This is a genomic window from Sinorhizobium saheli (assembly GCF_001651875.1).
GTDB classification, from domain to species: Bacteria; Pseudomonadota; Alphaproteobacteria; order Rhizobiales; family Rhizobiaceae; genus Sinorhizobium; species Sinorhizobium saheli.
Genome location: NZ_LNQB01000083.1, coordinates 268715 through 284462, shown reverse-complemented (window position 1 = coordinate 284462; position 15748 = coordinate 268715). Strand labels below are relative to the sequence as shown.

Annotated in this window: 13 protein-coding genes; all 13 read right to left on the bottom strand. The window is 64.5% G+C overall.

Annotated features, from left to right (window positions below; all coding sequences use genetic code 11):
* Positions 1-83: 83 nt before the first annotated feature.
* From ATB98_RS21055 to ATB98_RS20995, 13 genes are read right to left on the bottom strand one after another with little or no spacing between them, the layout of a single operon-like run.
* Entirely contained in the window at positions 84-1058 is a 975-nt protein-coding gene (locus ATB98_RS21055) for a PAAR-like domain-containing protein (RefSeq protein ID WP_066877040.1), read from the bottom strand.
* Positions 1055-2095, bottom strand: a complete 1041-nt coding sequence (locus ATB98_RS21050) for a beta-ketoacyl synthase N-terminal-like domain-containing protein (protein ID WP_066877038.1) — start codon at positions 2093-2095, stop codon at positions 1055-1057. Before ATB98_RS21050 ends, ATB98_RS21055 begins: the two co-directional genes overlap by 4 nt.
* Positions 2092-3189: a DUF2169 family type VI secretion system accessory protein gene (locus ATB98_RS21045; RefSeq protein WP_066877036.1), complete on the bottom strand. Its 1098-nt coding sequence runs from the start codon at positions 3187-3189 to the stop codon at positions 2092-2094. The genes ATB98_RS21050 and ATB98_RS21045 overlap by 4 nt, the downstream gene beginning before the upstream one ends.
* Entirely contained in the window at positions 3189-3734 is a 546-nt protein-coding gene (gene tagF / locus ATB98_RS21040) for a type VI secretion system-associated protein TagF (protein WP_084435644.1), read from the bottom strand. The genes ATB98_RS21045 and tagF overlap by 1 nt, the downstream gene beginning before the upstream one ends.
* Complete coding sequence (tssM, locus tag ATB98_RS21035) at positions 3716-7243, bottom strand: type VI secretion system membrane subunit TssM (protein WP_066877034.1); 3528 nt, start codon at positions 7241-7243, stop codon at positions 3716-3718. The genes tagF and tssM overlap by 19 nt, the downstream gene beginning before the upstream one ends.
* Position 7244: 1 nt before the next feature.
* Positions 7245-8564, bottom strand: a complete 1320-nt coding sequence (gene icmH, locus ATB98_RS21030; RefSeq protein WP_066877031.1) for a type IVB secretion system protein IcmH/DotU — start codon at positions 8562-8564, stop codon at positions 7245-7247.
* A gap of 4 nt (positions 8565-8568) precedes the next feature.
* On the bottom strand, positions 8569-9903 hold the full coding sequence (tssK, locus tag ATB98_RS21025; protein WP_066877430.1) for a type VI secretion system baseplate subunit TssK: 1335 nt from the start codon (positions 9901-9903) through the stop codon (positions 8569-8571).
* Positions 9904-9918: 15 nt separating this feature from the next.
* On the bottom strand, positions 9919-10377 hold the full coding sequence (tssJ, locus tag ATB98_RS21020) for a type VI secretion system lipoprotein TssJ (protein ID WP_066877029.1): 459 nt from the start codon (positions 10375-10377) through the stop codon (positions 9919-9921).
* Positions 10377-11624, bottom strand: a complete 1248-nt coding sequence (gene tagH / locus ATB98_RS21015) for a type VI secretion system-associated FHA domain protein TagH (protein WP_066877027.1) — start codon at positions 11622-11624, stop codon at positions 10377-10379. The genes tssJ and tagH overlap by 1 nt, the downstream gene beginning before the upstream one ends.
* On the bottom strand, positions 11618-12685 hold the full coding sequence (gene tssG, locus ATB98_RS21010) for a type VI secretion system baseplate subunit TssG (protein WP_066877025.1): 1068 nt from the start codon (positions 12683-12685) through the stop codon (positions 11618-11620). Before tssG ends, tagH begins: the two co-directional genes overlap by 7 nt.
* Positions 12649-14523, bottom strand: coding sequence for a type VI secretion system baseplate subunit TssF (gene tssF / locus ATB98_RS21005; protein ID WP_066877023.1), 1875 nt, complete (start codon positions 14521-14523; stop codon positions 12649-12651). Before tssF ends, tssG begins: the two co-directional genes overlap by 37 nt.
* A gap of 1 nt (position 14524) precedes the next feature.
* Positions 14525-15289 carry a type VI secretion system baseplate subunit TssE gene (tssE, locus tag ATB98_RS21000; RefSeq protein WP_066877021.1) on the bottom strand — a complete coding sequence of 255 codons (765 nt, stop codon included), beginning with the start codon at positions 15287-15289 and terminating at the stop codon, positions 14525-14527.
* On the bottom strand, positions 15276-15725 hold the full coding sequence (locus tag ATB98_RS20995) for an Hcp family type VI secretion system effector (protein WP_040962197.1): 450 nt from the start codon (positions 15723-15725) through the stop codon (positions 15276-15278). Before ATB98_RS20995 ends, tssE begins: the two co-directional genes overlap by 14 nt.
* Between the last annotated feature and the right edge of the window lie 23 nt (positions 15726-15748).

Genomic DNA, 15748 nt, shown 5'->3' with positions numbered 1-15748 from the left:
AGGCGTTCGCGCCACCGCTCTATCTGTTTGTTTTTGCCGCATTCGAGCGACGTCAGGGTGAATCCACCTGGCTGCAAAATGCTCTAGCGATTCATCATCCGGCCTTTGGCGGCCCGGCTGGGTAGCGCGTTAGACGTCCGCAATGTCTGGTCGCCGTCGAGCATCTTGGATTGCTTGGTGACGGCCCGCTTTGCCTTGCGGATGCATTCAGGCGAGAGATCGAGCTCGTCGAGCGTTGACTTGGCTACGTCGTGGACCTCCTCCGAGCTGCCGGTGCCCCACTCGCCGGATTTCTTCAGTTGCTGCTTTTTCTTCTTCAGCGCTTCGCCCTTGAGCGGCTTGCCCTTGGCGTCGACCGCCCCCGCCTTGCCGATCGCGTCCATGCCCTCGCGTTCCGCTTCATGGATCTTGTCGTGGTTCTTCGGCGACAGACAGATGCACACACCTTCGCCCAGTGTCGGCGCGCCGGCAACGCGCTTCTTCGGGTCGTCGGCCTGGTCCCGTGTGCCCGTCCGGTAGGCTTTGTCGGGCACGATGTGATGGGCCTCGCCGCCGGCCTCGTTGCATTTGTCGGCGATGTCGTCGTAGCTGCCGACCATGCATTCTATGCCGGCGTTGGCCTTCGTGCCCGGCCTTCCTGCGCGGATCATGGGTGGTCCGCCACCCTGCGGGGAGGTGTGGTCGTTCGAGGCGATGTCCGAGAAGCGGTTGACCGGCTCCCCATCCATCTTCACGTCACTCGACCAGGCGTGCGCGTATTCCTTGCCTGTTATCTTTGAAGTTATGATGTTCTTTTTCGGCGCACAGCCGGCCTCGTCTCCAGTGCACCTCGAATAGTAGGACTTGTTCTTCTGGTTGACGGTTTGTCCCCCGATCTTGACCGTGCTCGTACCCTTGTCGGTGTCCGAATCCATGCCGAATGTCGGGTAGGGCACGGGCACGCCGGGGGGGGTGGCCGGTGTCTGCGGCGGCGTGAAAGCGACATAGGGAAACGCTGCGATCACCTTGTTCGCTTGCGCCTTGCAGGACACCTCCAGCCCGTTCGCGAACACCGTCATCTATTCGATCTCCGTCTGGCCTTGCCGGTGGTGAACACGGCCGCGCCGCAGGCGCCATCGTCGCCCGAGGCTTCGATCAGGACCGGGTCGCCCGCATCATAGCCCTTGCGCGCGGCCGTCATCGCCATTCCGGCCATCAACGGGACGACGGCGGCCCCGACATTGCCGACGCTCTCGGTCGGGCTCCAGAAATCCTGGAAGCCGTGATGGCCCCTGACGAGCCGCAGCGATGCAAGTGCAGATTGTTTAAAGAAGTAGCTTTCGCCGATGACGTCGGATATCCGGTAGCCGATGCCGTTCATCTCGATGCCTGCCTCGGCGAGGGCGGCACGGTAGGCGCTCGTCATGCCATCGCCGCGAAAGGGCAGGTCGGCGTGGTTGTAGAGGTAGGCGGCTTCACGGGAAAGGCCAAGGCCGAGGAGGCGGATGGGACCGGCGCCGTGGCGCGCGCAGAGGACCGCGGCGGCAGCCTCGCCTGGAATAAAGCCGTTCGGATTGTCCGGGGTCAGCAGGCGATTGTCGGCGAGGTAGTGCGTAACTGCCCCTGCCGTCAGATAGCTGTCGACGCCGGCGATCATCACGTAAGGAGCCTCGCCGGCCGCGAGCATCCGCCGCGCCTGCTCGAGGGCGACATGTCCCGATGGACGCCCGTGGGCAACGATCCTCGAGCGTCCGTGCGGTGGACATTCCGCTATCTCCGCAATCAAGTTGAGAAGGCGCGTCCCGTCGGCGGTCGGGCGGCCGGGCCGTACCTCCTCGGCAAGGCAGAGAATGAGCGCGGTCCTACCGCGGGCTTCAGGCACGGCCTCGAAGGCTTCGCAGATGGCACCTGCCGCCAGATGGGCAATGCGCTTTTCACCGATCCAGTTGCGCGGCAGGGGCACCGGCGCACCGACCAGCCACTCGCTGCCAGATCCATGAAAGCGCGTCTCCTGAAAGCCGTCCAGACGCGCCCGCATTGCCGCGCAAGCGGAAGGAGCGTCGAGGCCGACGGCGGTCACCATGCCGATAGAGACGATGTCGATCGGGATGCTCAAACCGTTTCGTCCTCTATTTCCTCTATCCCATTGGCGCGGATGTAGCGTCGACCCGTGGCGCGCGCGCGCAGCATGGATTGTGTCGGCGGCCCGACCCAGCATTCGCTAAAGTCCAGGATCGTCCGATGGATGCACTGGGAGACCCGCCACACGAGCGAGAAGCGCCGCTGCTCCGGATCGAACAGGACGGTGTCCGGCAGTATCGCGCCCTCGAAGGCTGCCTCGGATCCCTTGAACAACGTCATCGGCAGGCTGGTGCTCGGGAGGCGAAAGCTCTCGCGGCCCGCCGGGGTGAGGTTCATGAGCACCACCTCTTCCCCACCTTTCGGTGAGTCTGTTTGCTGATCCGCCGGCGCCATCTGGAAATAGCGTTCGTCGAAATCCGGCGGCAGGAAGGGAAAGATATGTTCGGTCCAGTTGTCGTCATAGGTTCCGCCATGTTCGATGCGGCCAGGCCAGCCGCGCCCATAGGGCCCGAAGCTCATTGGCCGGTAGTCGCCGAAAGGCGAGCGGATCTCCTCGCCGATGGCTTGCGTGTTGGGCAACTTCAGCCCGGGGATCAGATGCTGGTTTTTCGGCCGCGCCCATCCCGTGCCAACGGGGTTGAGCTGATAGCTCGCCGGAAAATCATCGGGATCGAGGCGGTCGGTGCCGCCCCAGGCCGTATCGTAGGAGAACGGCTGGCGAAGGAAGGGCTGCGGCGCCGTTGCGGCAAAGAGCGGCCCGCGGGCGCGCCATTCGCGATGACCAACGACGTCGAAGGCCTTCGACCAGTCACCGAGCTTTACTCCGACCCGGACGCGCTCGGCGGGACGTCCGCCCGGTGCATAGGCGCACCCATTGGCGATCACGTCGCAGCGCGGCTTGCGGAAGGCAAAGTCCGTCTCCCAGAGCGTGGCCGAAAAACCCGGTTTGCCGGTATGCGTATCGGCCATGACCAGCGGCACCTGCTCGGATGATTTGCACACAGGACCGCCCGGCGTCTCGGGAAAATCGAACGTCCCCTTGACGACGACGAGGACGTATTCGTGCCCGGCCTTGTCCATGGCCATGGTGAATTCGGTCGGGAAGCCAGTCTGGTTCCAGATCTGCATCAGCCGGACCTCAGATCTTCGCAAAGGAGCTCGCGGAGCACCAGTTCGGGTTCCTCCGGATCAACCTCGATCGGCTCGGACCTCCGAAGCCAGAACACCATGCGCCGGACGAGGCTGCCCTTGGCTGCGACCGCCGGAAAGGGTAGCGAGCGCAGCTGCGCGGCGAGGCCGTCGCCGTCGAGTTTACCCTCGCACGCCGATGCTCCAGCGGTCTCCAACGCGTCGAACCACTCCCTGGCCGCAGTCGCAATGTCGCTCGCTGCAACCGGAGGCGGGGCAGCAATCGTCAGCGGAAACGGCCGGCCCGCACGATCGGCACTGGCCATCACAACGCCCGTCATGGGCCCGAAGGCCTCGCGCCCGGTGATGAAACGCAGAACGGGATGCTCCTGGGGTGAACTCGGTGAAAACCGGTGAACCAGATGCCGGCTGATCCAGCGATCCCACGCGCCGACAAACGAGGCAGGCAGTCCGCGCGTGACGAAATCTCCGGTCGCCGGCAGCTTTCCGAAGAATCCCGGCAGGATCAAAGCCGCGTCGGACACGTGAACCTCGCGAACATTTTCAGGTCATATGGATTGGCAACGCTCGCGGCCCGAAGCTCGAAGTCCGCGTAATGACCCTGAGCGGCAAGCCGCAGCCGGTAGAGTTCCGGAAGCTCGGTTTTGGTTAGGCGCCCGGCACGCAGCATCCTGAGCAGTGCCCAGCTTCCCGTCTCGCTGACCATGACCTCGGGCGATCCGTCGACCGGCTGGAAGGCAAGGGTGATCACGCCGGTGCCATCCTTGCCTGGCCAGGTCATCGGCTGGGGTCGGGTCGGGTTGTTGTAATAGGAGAGACTTTGGCCGTCGACGTTCAGCGTGACGCGGCCGACGGTCGGCGAAAGGTCCTTGGCCTCGAGCGTAAAGGTCAGGATTGGCCCGGCGCCTCCCGGGAAGAGGCTGTCGCGGATCAGTCGACTCTGCTCCAGCGCCGCCAGGGCCGACGAATCGAGCCGGATATCCGAGCGCCACTTCCAGGGGTGTCGCGTCACGTCGATGTAGCCGATCAGGTGATTGTTTATGAAGCTGTCGATCAGTCCGCCCGGACTGAAGATACGCGCAAAGTCGACGACGTTGACATCGATTGCGCTCTCCGGAACGAACGGATAGCGGTTCGTGAGCGCAGCCTGGCAGAAGGGCAGTACGTCGGCGCGCCAGATGGCGTTGAGCTCCGAGGTCACCGCTTCCGTCGTGAGGCCGCTCGTGTCCCCGGCGATGCCCGCCAGCCAATCGTCGAGCGGGTCGGGCAGGGTCGAGGCCTGCTTTGCGACGGCACCCGTCAGTTCGGCGAGGCCACCTTGCCGCTTGATTGCATCCTGAGCATCGGGGCTCGCCGATACGGTCCGCAGCATGTTCGAAAGCGCGGTCAGCGCCGCGACTGCATCATTGAGTGCCGGCGGTTGGCCGTCGACCTCGGCGATCGCGCCCCGGATAGGTTTGAAATGCTCGGCGACCACTGCGCCCGTGAGATCCACTTCCGACTTCGAGCCGGCGATGGGCATCAGCTTGACGCCTTTTTTTGCGAGCTTGCCGATCTTGCCGAGCTTCGACAGGAGCTTGGATGCTCCGGCCGGAGGCTTGCCGCCGCCGTCGGCCTCGGAACGGGTGAGTTCCGTCTCATGCACGATGGCGTCCAGCAGTCGCTTCATGGAAGAATCGGCGCTGGAGAGATCCTTGAGATTCTCGCTTGCCGTCTGCAGGTCCTTGAGCGGCGCGAGGCGGACATCGCGCAGGAAGCTGTCCCACTGCGAGACGTAGTCGTCGTAATAGAGCTTGAGAATGTCCTGGGCGAGCGAAGCGACCGACGGGCTGGCGCTTTCCGAGCAGCCGCCCGCAAAGACGGAACGATCGAGTGCTGCCTGCGCGGCGACGTCCTCAAGCCTGGCAAGGATCACGTTATGGAAGCCCTCAAAGGTGAATGCGCCGCTGATCCCCACCCGGAAGGTCTTCTCCGATCGGCGAGCAAGGACCTTCGGCCCGTTCGGGCCGACATGGTCCGCGGGAATCCATTCCTTCAGCGCCCTGACTTCCGGATCGGAGAGCAGGGCGTTATAGGCGCGAACCGGCAGCGGAATTGAGCAGATGCTGCGCAATGCCTCGCCGACCAACGCCTCGTCGGGAGAGATCAGGCTCTGATCCGAAGCCATGTTGGCGATCGCCGCGAGTTGATGATCGGCAGCCGTCTCGGTCCGGAATGGCGGCACCGGCGCGAATTCAGGCAGCTGCTCCGTCCACCATTGTCCGGCGAAGTCCGGGTCCATCGGCGACAGCCCGGTCATCATGCGATACGTCTTGAGCGCGCCGAGCTGGAATTCCGGGTCGCGGATCTGGCGCCACATCGTTGCCTCGAGCAGCGCGACCATGCGTGGTTCCAGTATGTTGCGTAAGGCGCGGTCATAGGCGTCAGCCTGAGCCTGCCGGATCTCTGTCGCTGCGGAAGGGCCGATCAGCGCCGCAACTCCGGCCGGCGGCGCGCTGCGGGCATTCGCAACCTCGGTGACGGCCTCGAGCGCCATGTCGAGATCGAGTGGTTCGAGGGGCGCCTGACGGGCAGCAACCGGGGTGAGCGGCAGCTGCAAGGCCTCGAGCTGTTCTGCCTGGGCAGCCAGCGCCGCGTAGTTCTTGCGATAGGAGATCGTGAAGACCAGACCGGCGACGAGCACCAATCCGGCTGCGGCCACAACGGCGCCGCGCCATATCCAGATGCGCCGTTCTTCCGCGGCGGGATCGAAAGTCCCGAGGCCGGCTTCCTTGAAGATGACTTTCGAAAGCAAGCCCTTGAGGAAAAAGCTGCGCTTTTCCACCCGCGGCATGGGGGTGACCGGTTGTGCCGGCAGGCCGAAGGACGATGCGAGGGCGGCCGTCAGTCGATCGATTGCCGTGCCTTCCTGCGTTGCGGAGGTAAGATAGATACCGCGCAACCAGGCGCTTTCCGCATAGCGGCTCTCACCGAACACGGTCTCGACCAGAACGCGAACCGGCTCGGAAAGGGTCTCGACCTGGGCAGGGAAACGGAAGATCTCCGCCCGGGCGGCGAGGTTGTCCTCGTCTTCGAGAAGCGGAATGAGACGCCGCTCGAGCACGCCGGTCAGCGCCGCGAATTCCCGTGAGACGTCACTGCCGTCGATGCGTGCCCCGGGTGGGAAGGTCGCCCCCCAGACCTGCTCGCGATCGGAGGTCGAGAGCCCTCCGAAGAAGGTCTCGAAGCCCTTGATCAGATCGGCCTTGGTCAGCATCAGATAGACGGGCAAGCGGATCTTCAGGTGTTCCTGAAGCTCGGTCAGCCGCTTGCGGATCTGGCGACCATGGGCGCGGATGGCCGCATCGCCTTCCGAAAGCGTCTCGATGGAGAGCGCCACGATGACGCCGTTCAGGGCGCGGCGACCCCGGTGCTTCTTCAAAAGATCGAGGAACCCCAGCCATTCGGCTGCGTCGACCTCGGGCTGGCTCTCCTGTTGAACGTAGCGCCCGGCGGTATCGATCAGTACGGCCTCTTCCGAGAAGAACCAGTCGCAGTTGCGCGTCCCGCCGACCCCGTGCAGATCGTCGGTGAGGTCGATGGGGAAGCTTAGTCCCGACTGCCGCAGCGCCGTGGTCTTGCCGGTCGCCGGCGGGCCGATGATCACGTACCAGGGCATTTCCCTCAGAAACTTCCGGCCGCCCACTTTGCTACGCTTCAGTTCGCCCATCACCTCCCGAAATCTCGCACCCACGGCGGCGACGCCCTCTTCCGCCGGGCTCGGGGCCGCTTCCGGTTGCGCGGCGATCTCCGATACGAAGATGCGATTGGCGCGGATTGCCCGGCGCTGCGCCGCGATCCACCAGATGAGAAACAGAAGGAGCAGAACGCCGATCACGACCAGCCGCACCGTTTCCGATGCCAACGGCGCGCTCTCCCCGACACTGACGATCGGGCCGAATATCCAGATCATCAGGGAGAGCAGGACCAGGCCGATGAAAGTCCAGAGCCAGCGCGAGGTAAGGATAGCCCAGAGGAACCGGAAGAACTTCATCTCAGAGCCTCTTTGTGATTAGCAGCTCGATCCTGCGATTGGCGGCTCGACCTTCGCGCGTATTGTTCTTCGCCAGGGGCTGCGTCGCCGCACGTCCTTCCGAGCGCAGGCTTTGGGCCGGCACGCCGCTGGCCACCAGCAAGGCGGCAATCGTCGCGGCGCGAGCCTCGGACAGGCGCTGGTTGTTTGCGAGCGGATTGGTAGCCTGCAATGGAACATTATCGGTGTGGCCGACGATGGTGACGCTGCCGATCAGTTCGGCATTGTCCTTGAGAACCGCAGCGATCGAGGCGACGAGCGGTTCGAAGTTTTTCGTCAATTCGGCCCGCGCCGACTGAAAAAGCTCCGGATTGCTCGATTGCAGCAGGAGTGTCACGGAGGAGGCGGTTTCGTTTCCCTTCAAGGCAGGCCGCAGCGCGGCGGGCGCCGCGGTCCGAAACTCGGGCAAGAGCTCGAAGATGACCGGTTGCACGGGCGGCGCATCCGGCGCCGGCGTGCGCTTGTTCGGCCGGTAGATTTCGGCCCGTTCGGGCGGCGGCAGCGCTCGAACGAGGGTTGCCAGCTCCTCCGCCTTGGAACCCAGCCGCATCGACAGCGGCACGTAAATCGCGGTCGCGAGCATCACCGCGACGACCGCGAGCACCCAGATCGGAACGGCAAAGCGGGAAGGTTCGTCGGCTGCGATGACGCCCTCCCACCGCGGCGAGAGCTTCGAACTTTCGCCGTCCGCGTCCCGCAGGAAGCGGGCAGCCGCGGCGCGCACGGCGTTCAGGGAACGATCACCGGCACGCCCCGGCACGCGATATTTGCCCCGGAAGCCGAGCGCCAGGCAGAAGTAGTGCAGCTCGAGCAGTTCACGGTCGCGGCCGGGATGACGTTCCAGTTCCTCCAACCGGGCGAAGAACTGTGCGCCTGCATCCACGTCGCCGCGAAGCATGACGACGAGCGGCTGGCGGGGCCATGCGCTGGAGCCGCCCCAGGGCGTGTTGAGCGCCAGATCGTCGAGAAGCGAGGCGACGGCCCACGCGGCCGCGTCCGCCCGTGCAAGGTTCGCCCCGGAGGCGACGGCGGCATCGCGTGCGGTGACCAGTTCCTCCATCAGCCTTGTCCTGAGCGCTTCGGGGTTGCCCGGCGGCAGGGCATTCTCGAGTTCCGGCGCAAATTCCAGCAGCATGGCGAAGGCGTTGATCAACGCATTGGGATGGTAGCGCGCGCGCCTCGTCAATGGGCCGTTCGGAACGCTCCGCATTGCGCCCGGCGGCGGGCGGATGCGCGTGCGGCCCTGATCTTCCGAAAGGCCGAATGGGTCCTCACTGGCCATGGCACTACCTGCTGACCGAATAGCAGTCTACCTGCGGCTCGCTGGGCAAAATGCCGGAGACGCCAATCACGAAGCCGGGCGAGCGCAGAAGGGACTCCCAATGCTCGCTGCGCTGGTCCAGCTCCAGGCAGAGGCGGTCCCCGTCATAGGGAATTTCCCGCGGCTGCGAGTGAAGGGGCTTGAGGCGAATGCCGGGGAGCCGAGACTTCCACAGCGCCTCGAATTCGTCCGCGGCGCCGACGGTCACCTGGTCGACGAAGATCTTGCGGAGCGTATCCTCGGAGACATCGCATCCGACGCGGACAACGATGCGGCTCGACGTCAAGAGTTCTGGGTTGTCGATGCGCACCTTCCATACATTGGTCGCATGCTTCACCACGGGCAGCGCCCTCGACTTCGGCTCGACGTAACGCAGGCTCAGGATGAGGGAGCGCAACGTGTCCGCCAGCGCGGCAAAGGCCGGCCCGGGCGCCATGTGCTCGTAAGTGGGAAGCTCCGTCAGTCGCCTGGAGCCTGAGCCGTATGTCGCCATCCGGCCAGCGAGGCCGCTGAGCTCGAGAAAGAGCTCGGCCGGATGAAAGACCTCCTGTGGCAGCATGTGTGCCAATCGGGGTCGAGCCGTATTGGCGAGATCGAGCACCAGCAGATTTTCCACGCTGCGGCCGGCGCCGCCGAGCACCATCTTTCCATGCGCTTCCGCAATGCGGTCGAGCCCGGTAATGACCTCCTGCAGGAGCTTGCCGTAGAAGGGCACGGCACCGGTCGTCAGCGCCGGCGGCAGGAAGTTCTCGGCGACCGCAACGCTGCCATCGGCGAGCAGTCCATTGACGCTCGTTACGGGCATTGCCGTATAGCCGCCCGTCGGCTGGGCCGGCGACAGAAGCAGCGCTTGCGGCCGGGCGATCTCGATCTCTTCGGGATCGGCGCCGCCATGGACGGCGTCGCGGATCCATTCGATCCGCCCTCGATATCGCGCTCCGGTCGGTTCCCGGTGAGCAGGGTCGAAGCTGGCTTCGCCGGGAGGTTCCACCGGCAGAGCGAGCTGCACCGCGCCGGCGCCCATGTCGCGCGTTATCGCCAAGGGTGTCGGGGCGTCCATCGTTTCAGGGATCGCGAAGGGTGTGCCGTCCGGAAAGATGCCCCGCGCCGATGACACGGCAACCCGTCCGGCTTCGAGCTGTGTGGCATCGAGCGTCAGAGACCTGAAGCCGAAGGTCTGGAGCCGGCCGGCCTGCAGCGCCCCGCGCATCAGCGCTTCGGTATATCGATCCTGCTGCTGGAAATGCTGCGTGCGGAGGAAGAGCCCCTCCAGCCATACCACCTTGTTCGCGTCCGTCATGCTGAACGCCTCCATTCAGGCGAGCGCGAGCGCCATACCGCCGCGGTTGAGGATCACTTGCGCCGTCACGGTCGATTCGGGTTTGATCGGGGCGGTCCTTCGCCAGGTGCGACCACCCGGTTCGCGAAACAGAGCGACGACGCCGAGGTAGGTGGCCTCGGGCGGAAAGACGATTGTCTTCGAGGCGGTCTTGCCGGGAGCGATCGTCAGTTGATCGGACCCCACGAGGTCCGCGCCGAGTGCGGTCGCCGGGTCTTGAAGCGCGAAGCTATCCGCCGCGTTGAACTTCCCGACATCCTTGAGCCTGAGGATCAACAGGGTCACCGGACGCTCCCCGCCGTCGGCGGCAAGGTTCATGCCCGCCTGTCCCACCGCCGCGACGGTCACGTTCGAGGATTTCGGCGGACCGCCCATGCAGCCCGATATCAGGCCTGTCGCGCCGATCACCATGAGAAAGTCGCGTCGATGCAGCATCAGTCGTTCTCCCTCTCTTCATAACCGTCCCGGAAGTCGCTGCCGATCTCGCCGAGGAAGCGCGTCGTCGCGCTCTTGGCAATTTCTCGATAGCGGTTCTCATAGAGCTCCCAGAGTTTTGCCCGCCGTCCACCGGCGAGCAGCGCATCCAATGCAGAGTGCGACTTCAGTTCGCCTTCGAGGGTCGCCGGATCGAAGCGCTCGATCATTCTCGCAAGCGCCGCCTGGACGCCGCGCCACGTTCTCACATGGTGGTGGGCGAGGTCGCGGATGGAACCGCTGATCGCGGCCTGCGGAGGAAGAAAGCCGACACTGCGTTGGGCCAGGAAGGTCGCGATAACATCGTCCACCGTGGGCAGGAACTTGAGAGGGTTGACGTCGGATGCTCCGACCACCGTCTGGACGACCCGCGCCTCATTCTTTTCCTCGGCACGCTTGCGCAGGAGATGCATCAGTCCCTCAAGCATCATCCGATATTCCCGGCCGAAATTCTCCATCTGGGCGACCGGGTCGGCGGCCGGAAACTCGCCGGCGCTCAACCCCAGCCCGCGCAGGAAGGCTTCGCGCAGGTCGGCTTCGGAAGGTCCCGCCACCGTCGGTGCCGGCTTCGCCGGCTCTTGCGCGACGGGCGTCGCCGCCGCCCGGGGTTCCGGGACCAGCGGCTGCGGTGAAGGAGCGGGCCAGGGAAAATCCCAGGATTGCTCGTGCTGGCCCGATGTCGGTACCGGGTCGAGGCTGAAAGGATCGTCAAACATCGGCGGGTGTTTCGCCGCATCCCTTTCGTCTGGTGTATCGGCCGGTTGTTCGAATGGATCCGGCAGCCCGGCCGGTCGTTGGGGAGACGGCGGCGGCTCGCTGCGCTCGGAAAAGAAAGCGTCCTTCTCGAAGCCGATGGGGGGCGACGCCCGTTGTTCGGGAACCCGTTCTGCGGGGACGGTTTGGAAGTCGACGCGGATGACGTAATTGCCGAGTTGCAGCCGGGCGCCATCGTGCAGCGGGGCGGAATTTCCGGCCCCGAGCGGTGTTCGCGAGCCGTCGATGAACAGCCCGCCGCTCGAGGTGTCGGTCACGCGATACTGACCGCCGACGCAGGCGATCGTGCAATGAGCCCGCGAGACATACATGTCGGGATCGTCGAGCCGCCAATCGGCCTCGGCGCTGCGGCCGATGACAAGCGCGCCCTCGACGAGGCTCATCTGGCGAACGGCTTGCATTTGCGGGGACTGCTCGAGAGTGAGGATCAGCATTCGGCAGCCTCCAGCAGTTCGGGCCGCCAGCCATTGACCGTGCGCATGCACAGATCGTCCGCGTCACTCCGATCTTTCCCTGGAGCGACCCATGCCGTGTGCCCGACGCGCGCTTCTCCCAGCCGTGCCGAAGGGACTTCGTCTCGCTTGAGCACGAGCCTGACGTCGACATCGAGCCCGTATCCCACCAGGTCGCCGATTGCCCTCTTCAAGGTTTCGCGCCGTTCGCTGCCGGGGAGAAAGGCCATGTAGTCGCTAATCGTCAGCGGCCCCAAGGCGAGCTCTATTCTCTGCTGGCGCTGGAATATGCGCGGGCCGATCGTGGCACTTCGGCCAAGTCGAACATGGGCGTCGGCAAGCCGCGACTGGAGTCTTGCCGGTATCGGGTTCCAGCTGCCGACAAATTCCCGCAGGCGAACCGGCACCTTTAAAAGGTCGGCGAGAAATCGCGTGAGCCTCTCGGGCCCTTCTATCTGATGGGCGAGCGCCGGCGCATGGCGCAGCTTGGTTTCATCGATCAAGGAGGGCGTCTTGTGTCCTTGTCCACTGAGCCCAAGCCCTGCCAACGCCGCCCGCAATGCGCGGATGCGACCGCCGCCCGAACGCCCGACCTGCACCGCCGGATGAGCATCCGCCCAGGCGCGGTAAAAGAGCGCGATCATTCGATGCTGAAGAACATTCACGAAGTCGATGAAGGTCGTATCGCTGATTTCACGCATGTCGGCCGTCGCGAACCAGCGTTGTGAAAGGCGATCCAGCACCCAGCGGGTCAGGTAGAGGGGCATCGGACCTTCCGGTCCGAGGAGCCCGATATTCGTGACGGTAACCCGGGCCGGCGCCTCGTCGGTCGCCATTTCGACGCTTGCGACGTCCTGCACCGCGAAACCGAGCCGCACATGCTGTCCAAGGCGCGCCGGCTCCCGATCCGGTCGACCGGCCTGGCCGAACAGCCTTCCGCCCTCTTCCAGGCGCCTCAGAAGCTCGAAAAAGTCGAACTCCGTCGGGAGCGGATTGGCGTCCTTGCTCAGATCAGGCTGCGATTGCCCGGCGTCATTGGCCATGGCACATCCTCCTGCTTCTGGATCACGCGGGCGCGGGTTCGCACGAACGCATTGATCGACGCATAGCGGGAAAAAAGCTTCGACAGCAGGCCTGAGAGTAACAACGCGCTGTGCCCGGCAAGCACAGACTGGTCGATGTGGAGGGTAACCTCGGTGCCCCGTCCGAAGCACATCGGCCCCGGTATGGGGAGGCGTTCGATCATCGGCCGCGACTCGACCCTTTCAATCGCGCGTACATGCCGGCCGAGGCTCGGATCTCCGCGATGCGCGTAAAGCTCGAGAATGGCGTGAAGCGGGTCCACCCCTCGGCCTTCCTCTGCCAGGCTGAGAAAGTTGAGCGAGAGCTGCGCCACAAGCCTCCAGGCCAGCTCATCGGCGCGCGTCGCATCCACGGCGCCAGCCGGCAGCGTCGCCGGTATCGACGGCACCGGCGGCCGCACGGCTCCGAGAAGCCGGATCGTCTCGACCGGATCGCCGCTTTCGAGAGAGAGCGACGGTGTGTCGTCCAATATGGGCAGGTCGCGATTTGTGCAGAGCGCCGTAACCTCAATTCGTTTCGGTTGCCGCGCCGCCTTCGAATGGGCGGGACGCGAAAGCGTCACGAAGACATCGTCGCCAGTATAGGAGGTCCGGGTTTGTCCCTGGCGCAGTTCGTCCTCGTTCGGCCGCCGCGGGCGGCGTTCGGTGAAATAGACATGGCCGTTCCCACGATCCTGACCCAGGCTGAAGAGCGCCGGTATCTCGGCGTCCGGCCCCCCGACGTCAGCATCTTCGACCCGGATCGGGCGATAGATTTCGAAATCGCTCGGGCGGGTCCGATCGGCATGGAGCACCTGCCGCGTGCGCCGCGGGTCGAGTTCGATGACGTTACAGCTCCGCTCGAACAGATTGATGATCGGCGTTGCGAAAAGCGCGACGTCGGGTGCTGCCATATTGGCGAGCTCGGGGGCGGGACGCCGCAGGAGAAACACCAGTTCGAGCCCGGCCTCACAGCGGCGGACGACCGGCTGCAGCCCTCTGACCCGCACGTAGTGGAACCTCTCCGGCGCGACGAAGTATTCGCGCAAGAGCCTGTAGCCCTCGAAAGTCTCGCGCGTGCGCGGCAGCAAGGCCTCGTCGTCCGAAATCCCGACCATCTCCGGCCCGGCGAGTGCGCTCAGCGGATGATCGCGGCCTTCCGGGCGAGCGCCCGTGGCACAACAGCCGCCGAAGAGCGTATCGAAGAGCGAGGCCGCCTTGCTCTTCTCGGCGAAATAGAGATCGAGGCGATCGAGCGCCAGATCGCCGAGCCTGCCCTTGCCGGTGCGGCTGAAGACGATGCTCAACGCGGCCACGCCGGATTGTCCGTCGATCGGACCTATTCCCGCTGCTGCGAGCGCGCTTCGATCCTGGATGTAGGTGGCCGAGCTGATCGTGAGCGGCCAGAGCGTCACGTCCTGCGCAGTGGTATAGATGCAGCGTGTCGAAATCCCGGGCCGGGCGCTCGAAACCAGCCGCGTCCCACGGTTGACGAGATGCCCCGCAGCCATCGTTTGAACCTGCTGGCCGGGCTTCAGCAAAGCCATGCCGATCGCCGGCGCGGGGCAGACGAGATCGGGATAGAAATTCTCGAGCACGCTTCTTGAGAAACGGGCGCTCTCCGCGTCCACCTTCTGGCGGGTGCGGGCGGCGAGATAGGCCACACCGTCGAGCAGGCGCTCGACATAGGGATCGGGGCAGGGCACCGTATCGAGGGAAAGATTGCGGGCGATCGAGGGATGCATGGCCGCAAACTCGGCGGCGAGGGCGCGGATATGTGTGAGTTCTTCCTCATAATATTCCAGGAAGACCCGGTCCATCTCAGGCGTCCTTGAGCTCGGTGCGGGCCGAACCGTTCTCGAGATCGAGCACGGTTCGAAGCCGGAGCCGTTCGGGCGCTGGCGAGGTGAGGAGCAGCGCGTCGATGTCGATCCTCAGTCCAATGGACCTGTCGCCGAGACTGACGGTCACCTTCGTCGCGCTTTCCTTAAGTCTAGGTTCAAAAGCCGCGAGCACGTTCCTGATTTCTTTGGCTAATTCGTCGCGATCGAAATCGCGAGACGATCGGCCGGAAAAGGGCGGCACGCCATAATTGACCACGCTGCGGCGGACCTCCGGAAAATCCTCGAGCGAGGGCGGGTTGTCCCCGGCCTGGTCCACCTCGAAGTCCGTCAGCAGCGGCGAGGATTCGAAGCGCTGCGCATTGAAGAGCGCCTCGATGTCCCGCCGAACCGCTTCACGCAGCACATCGGCCGAGACGACGACGCCGCGGCTTTCCAGTTCCGCCCGGCGCCGGTCGAGCGAGACCAGCCGGTGCAGGCTCTTCTTCCGCTCGGCGCTCAGATCCGTCGCTGCGTCGATCTGGCGAATGCCGCCGGCAATCAGCGCGTCGAGGCGTTCGACGTCTATTTCGTTCTGCAAGGCCTGCCGAAGCTGCTTGATTTCCGAGCTTAGCCCCGGCAGGTCGTTGACCAGCCGATCCCACAAGGATGGCTGGATCGCCTCGCGCGTCGCCCGCAGGTTCCCCCCGGGCGGTCTCGCTTCCCTTCCAAATCCTTTCTTCTGCCAGCCTTCACTTGCCGACATAGACATCCATCTCGACCTCGTCCTTGTCGTCGTAGTTGAAATTGATGTTCTTGTAAGCGAAGCCGACGCGCTCCTCGATGAGGTCCGGCTCTTCCTCACTCGGCTTCATGATGTAGCTGGTCACCGATGCGTCTTTTAAGGTGATGACCAGGTAGTCGCTCGTCTCGCCTTCGATCGTTCTTCTCGCCGAAAACTTGACCTCGTCGAGGAGCGTGTTGTCGAAGAGAGCCTTCTTCAGATACGGCGAAGACTTGTCGTAGTGTTTGATGAAATTCACCATGCCCAGGCTGACGCGGCCCCGCCTCGACAACGAATTGGGATCGAAGGGGGCCTGCATTTCAAACTCTACGCCATGCACTTCAATCTCTTCTTCGTGGCCATCGCGAATGCTCGGCCCGGTAATGTCGGGGACCTTGAGAAATCCATCAATTTTCATGAACAACCTCCATCGGCTCTCTG

Excerpts from the sequence above, each read along its gene's own strand:
- ATB98_RS21055 (WP_066877040.1), bottom strand. The coding sequence starts at position 1,058 with ATGACGGTGTTCGCGAACGGGCTGGAGGTGTCCTGCAAGGCGCAAGCG.
- ATB98_RS21045 (WP_066877036.1), bottom strand. The coding sequence starts at position 3,189 with ATGCAGATCTGGAACCAGACTGGCTTCCCGACCGAATTCACCATGGCC.
- tssM (WP_066877034.1), bottom strand. The coding sequence starts at position 7,243 with ATGAAGTTCTTCCGGTTCCTCTGGGCTATCCTTACCTCGCGCTGGCTC.
- icmH (WP_066877031.1), bottom strand. The coding sequence starts at position 8,564 with ATGGCCAGTGAGGACCCATTCGGCCTTTCGGAAGATCAGGGCCGCACG.
- tssK (WP_066877430.1), bottom strand. The coding sequence starts at position 9,903 with ATGACGGACGCGAACAAGGTGGTATGGCTGGAGGGGCTCTTCCTCCGC.
- tssJ (WP_066877029.1), bottom strand. The coding sequence starts at position 10,377 with ATGCTGCATCGACGCGACTTTCTCATGGTGATCGGCGCGACAGGCCTG.
- tagH (WP_066877027.1), bottom strand. The coding sequence starts at position 11,624 with ATGCTGATCCTCACTCTCGAGCAGTCCCCGCAAATGCAAGCCGTTCGC.
- tssG (WP_066877025.1), bottom strand. The coding sequence starts at position 12,685 with ATGGCCAATGACGCCGGGCAATCGCAGCCTGATCTGAGCAAGGACGCC.
- tssF (WP_066877023.1), bottom strand. The coding sequence starts at position 14,523 with ATGGACCGGGTCTTCCTGGAATATTATGAGGAAGAACTCACACATATC.
- tssE (WP_066877021.1), bottom strand. The coding sequence starts at position 15,289 with ATGTCGGCAAGTGAAGGCTGGCAGAAGAAAGGATTTGGAAGGGAAGCG.
- ATB98_RS20995 (WP_040962197.1), bottom strand. The coding sequence starts at position 15,725 with ATGAAAATTGATGGATTTCTCAAGGTCCCCGACATTACCGGGCCGAGC.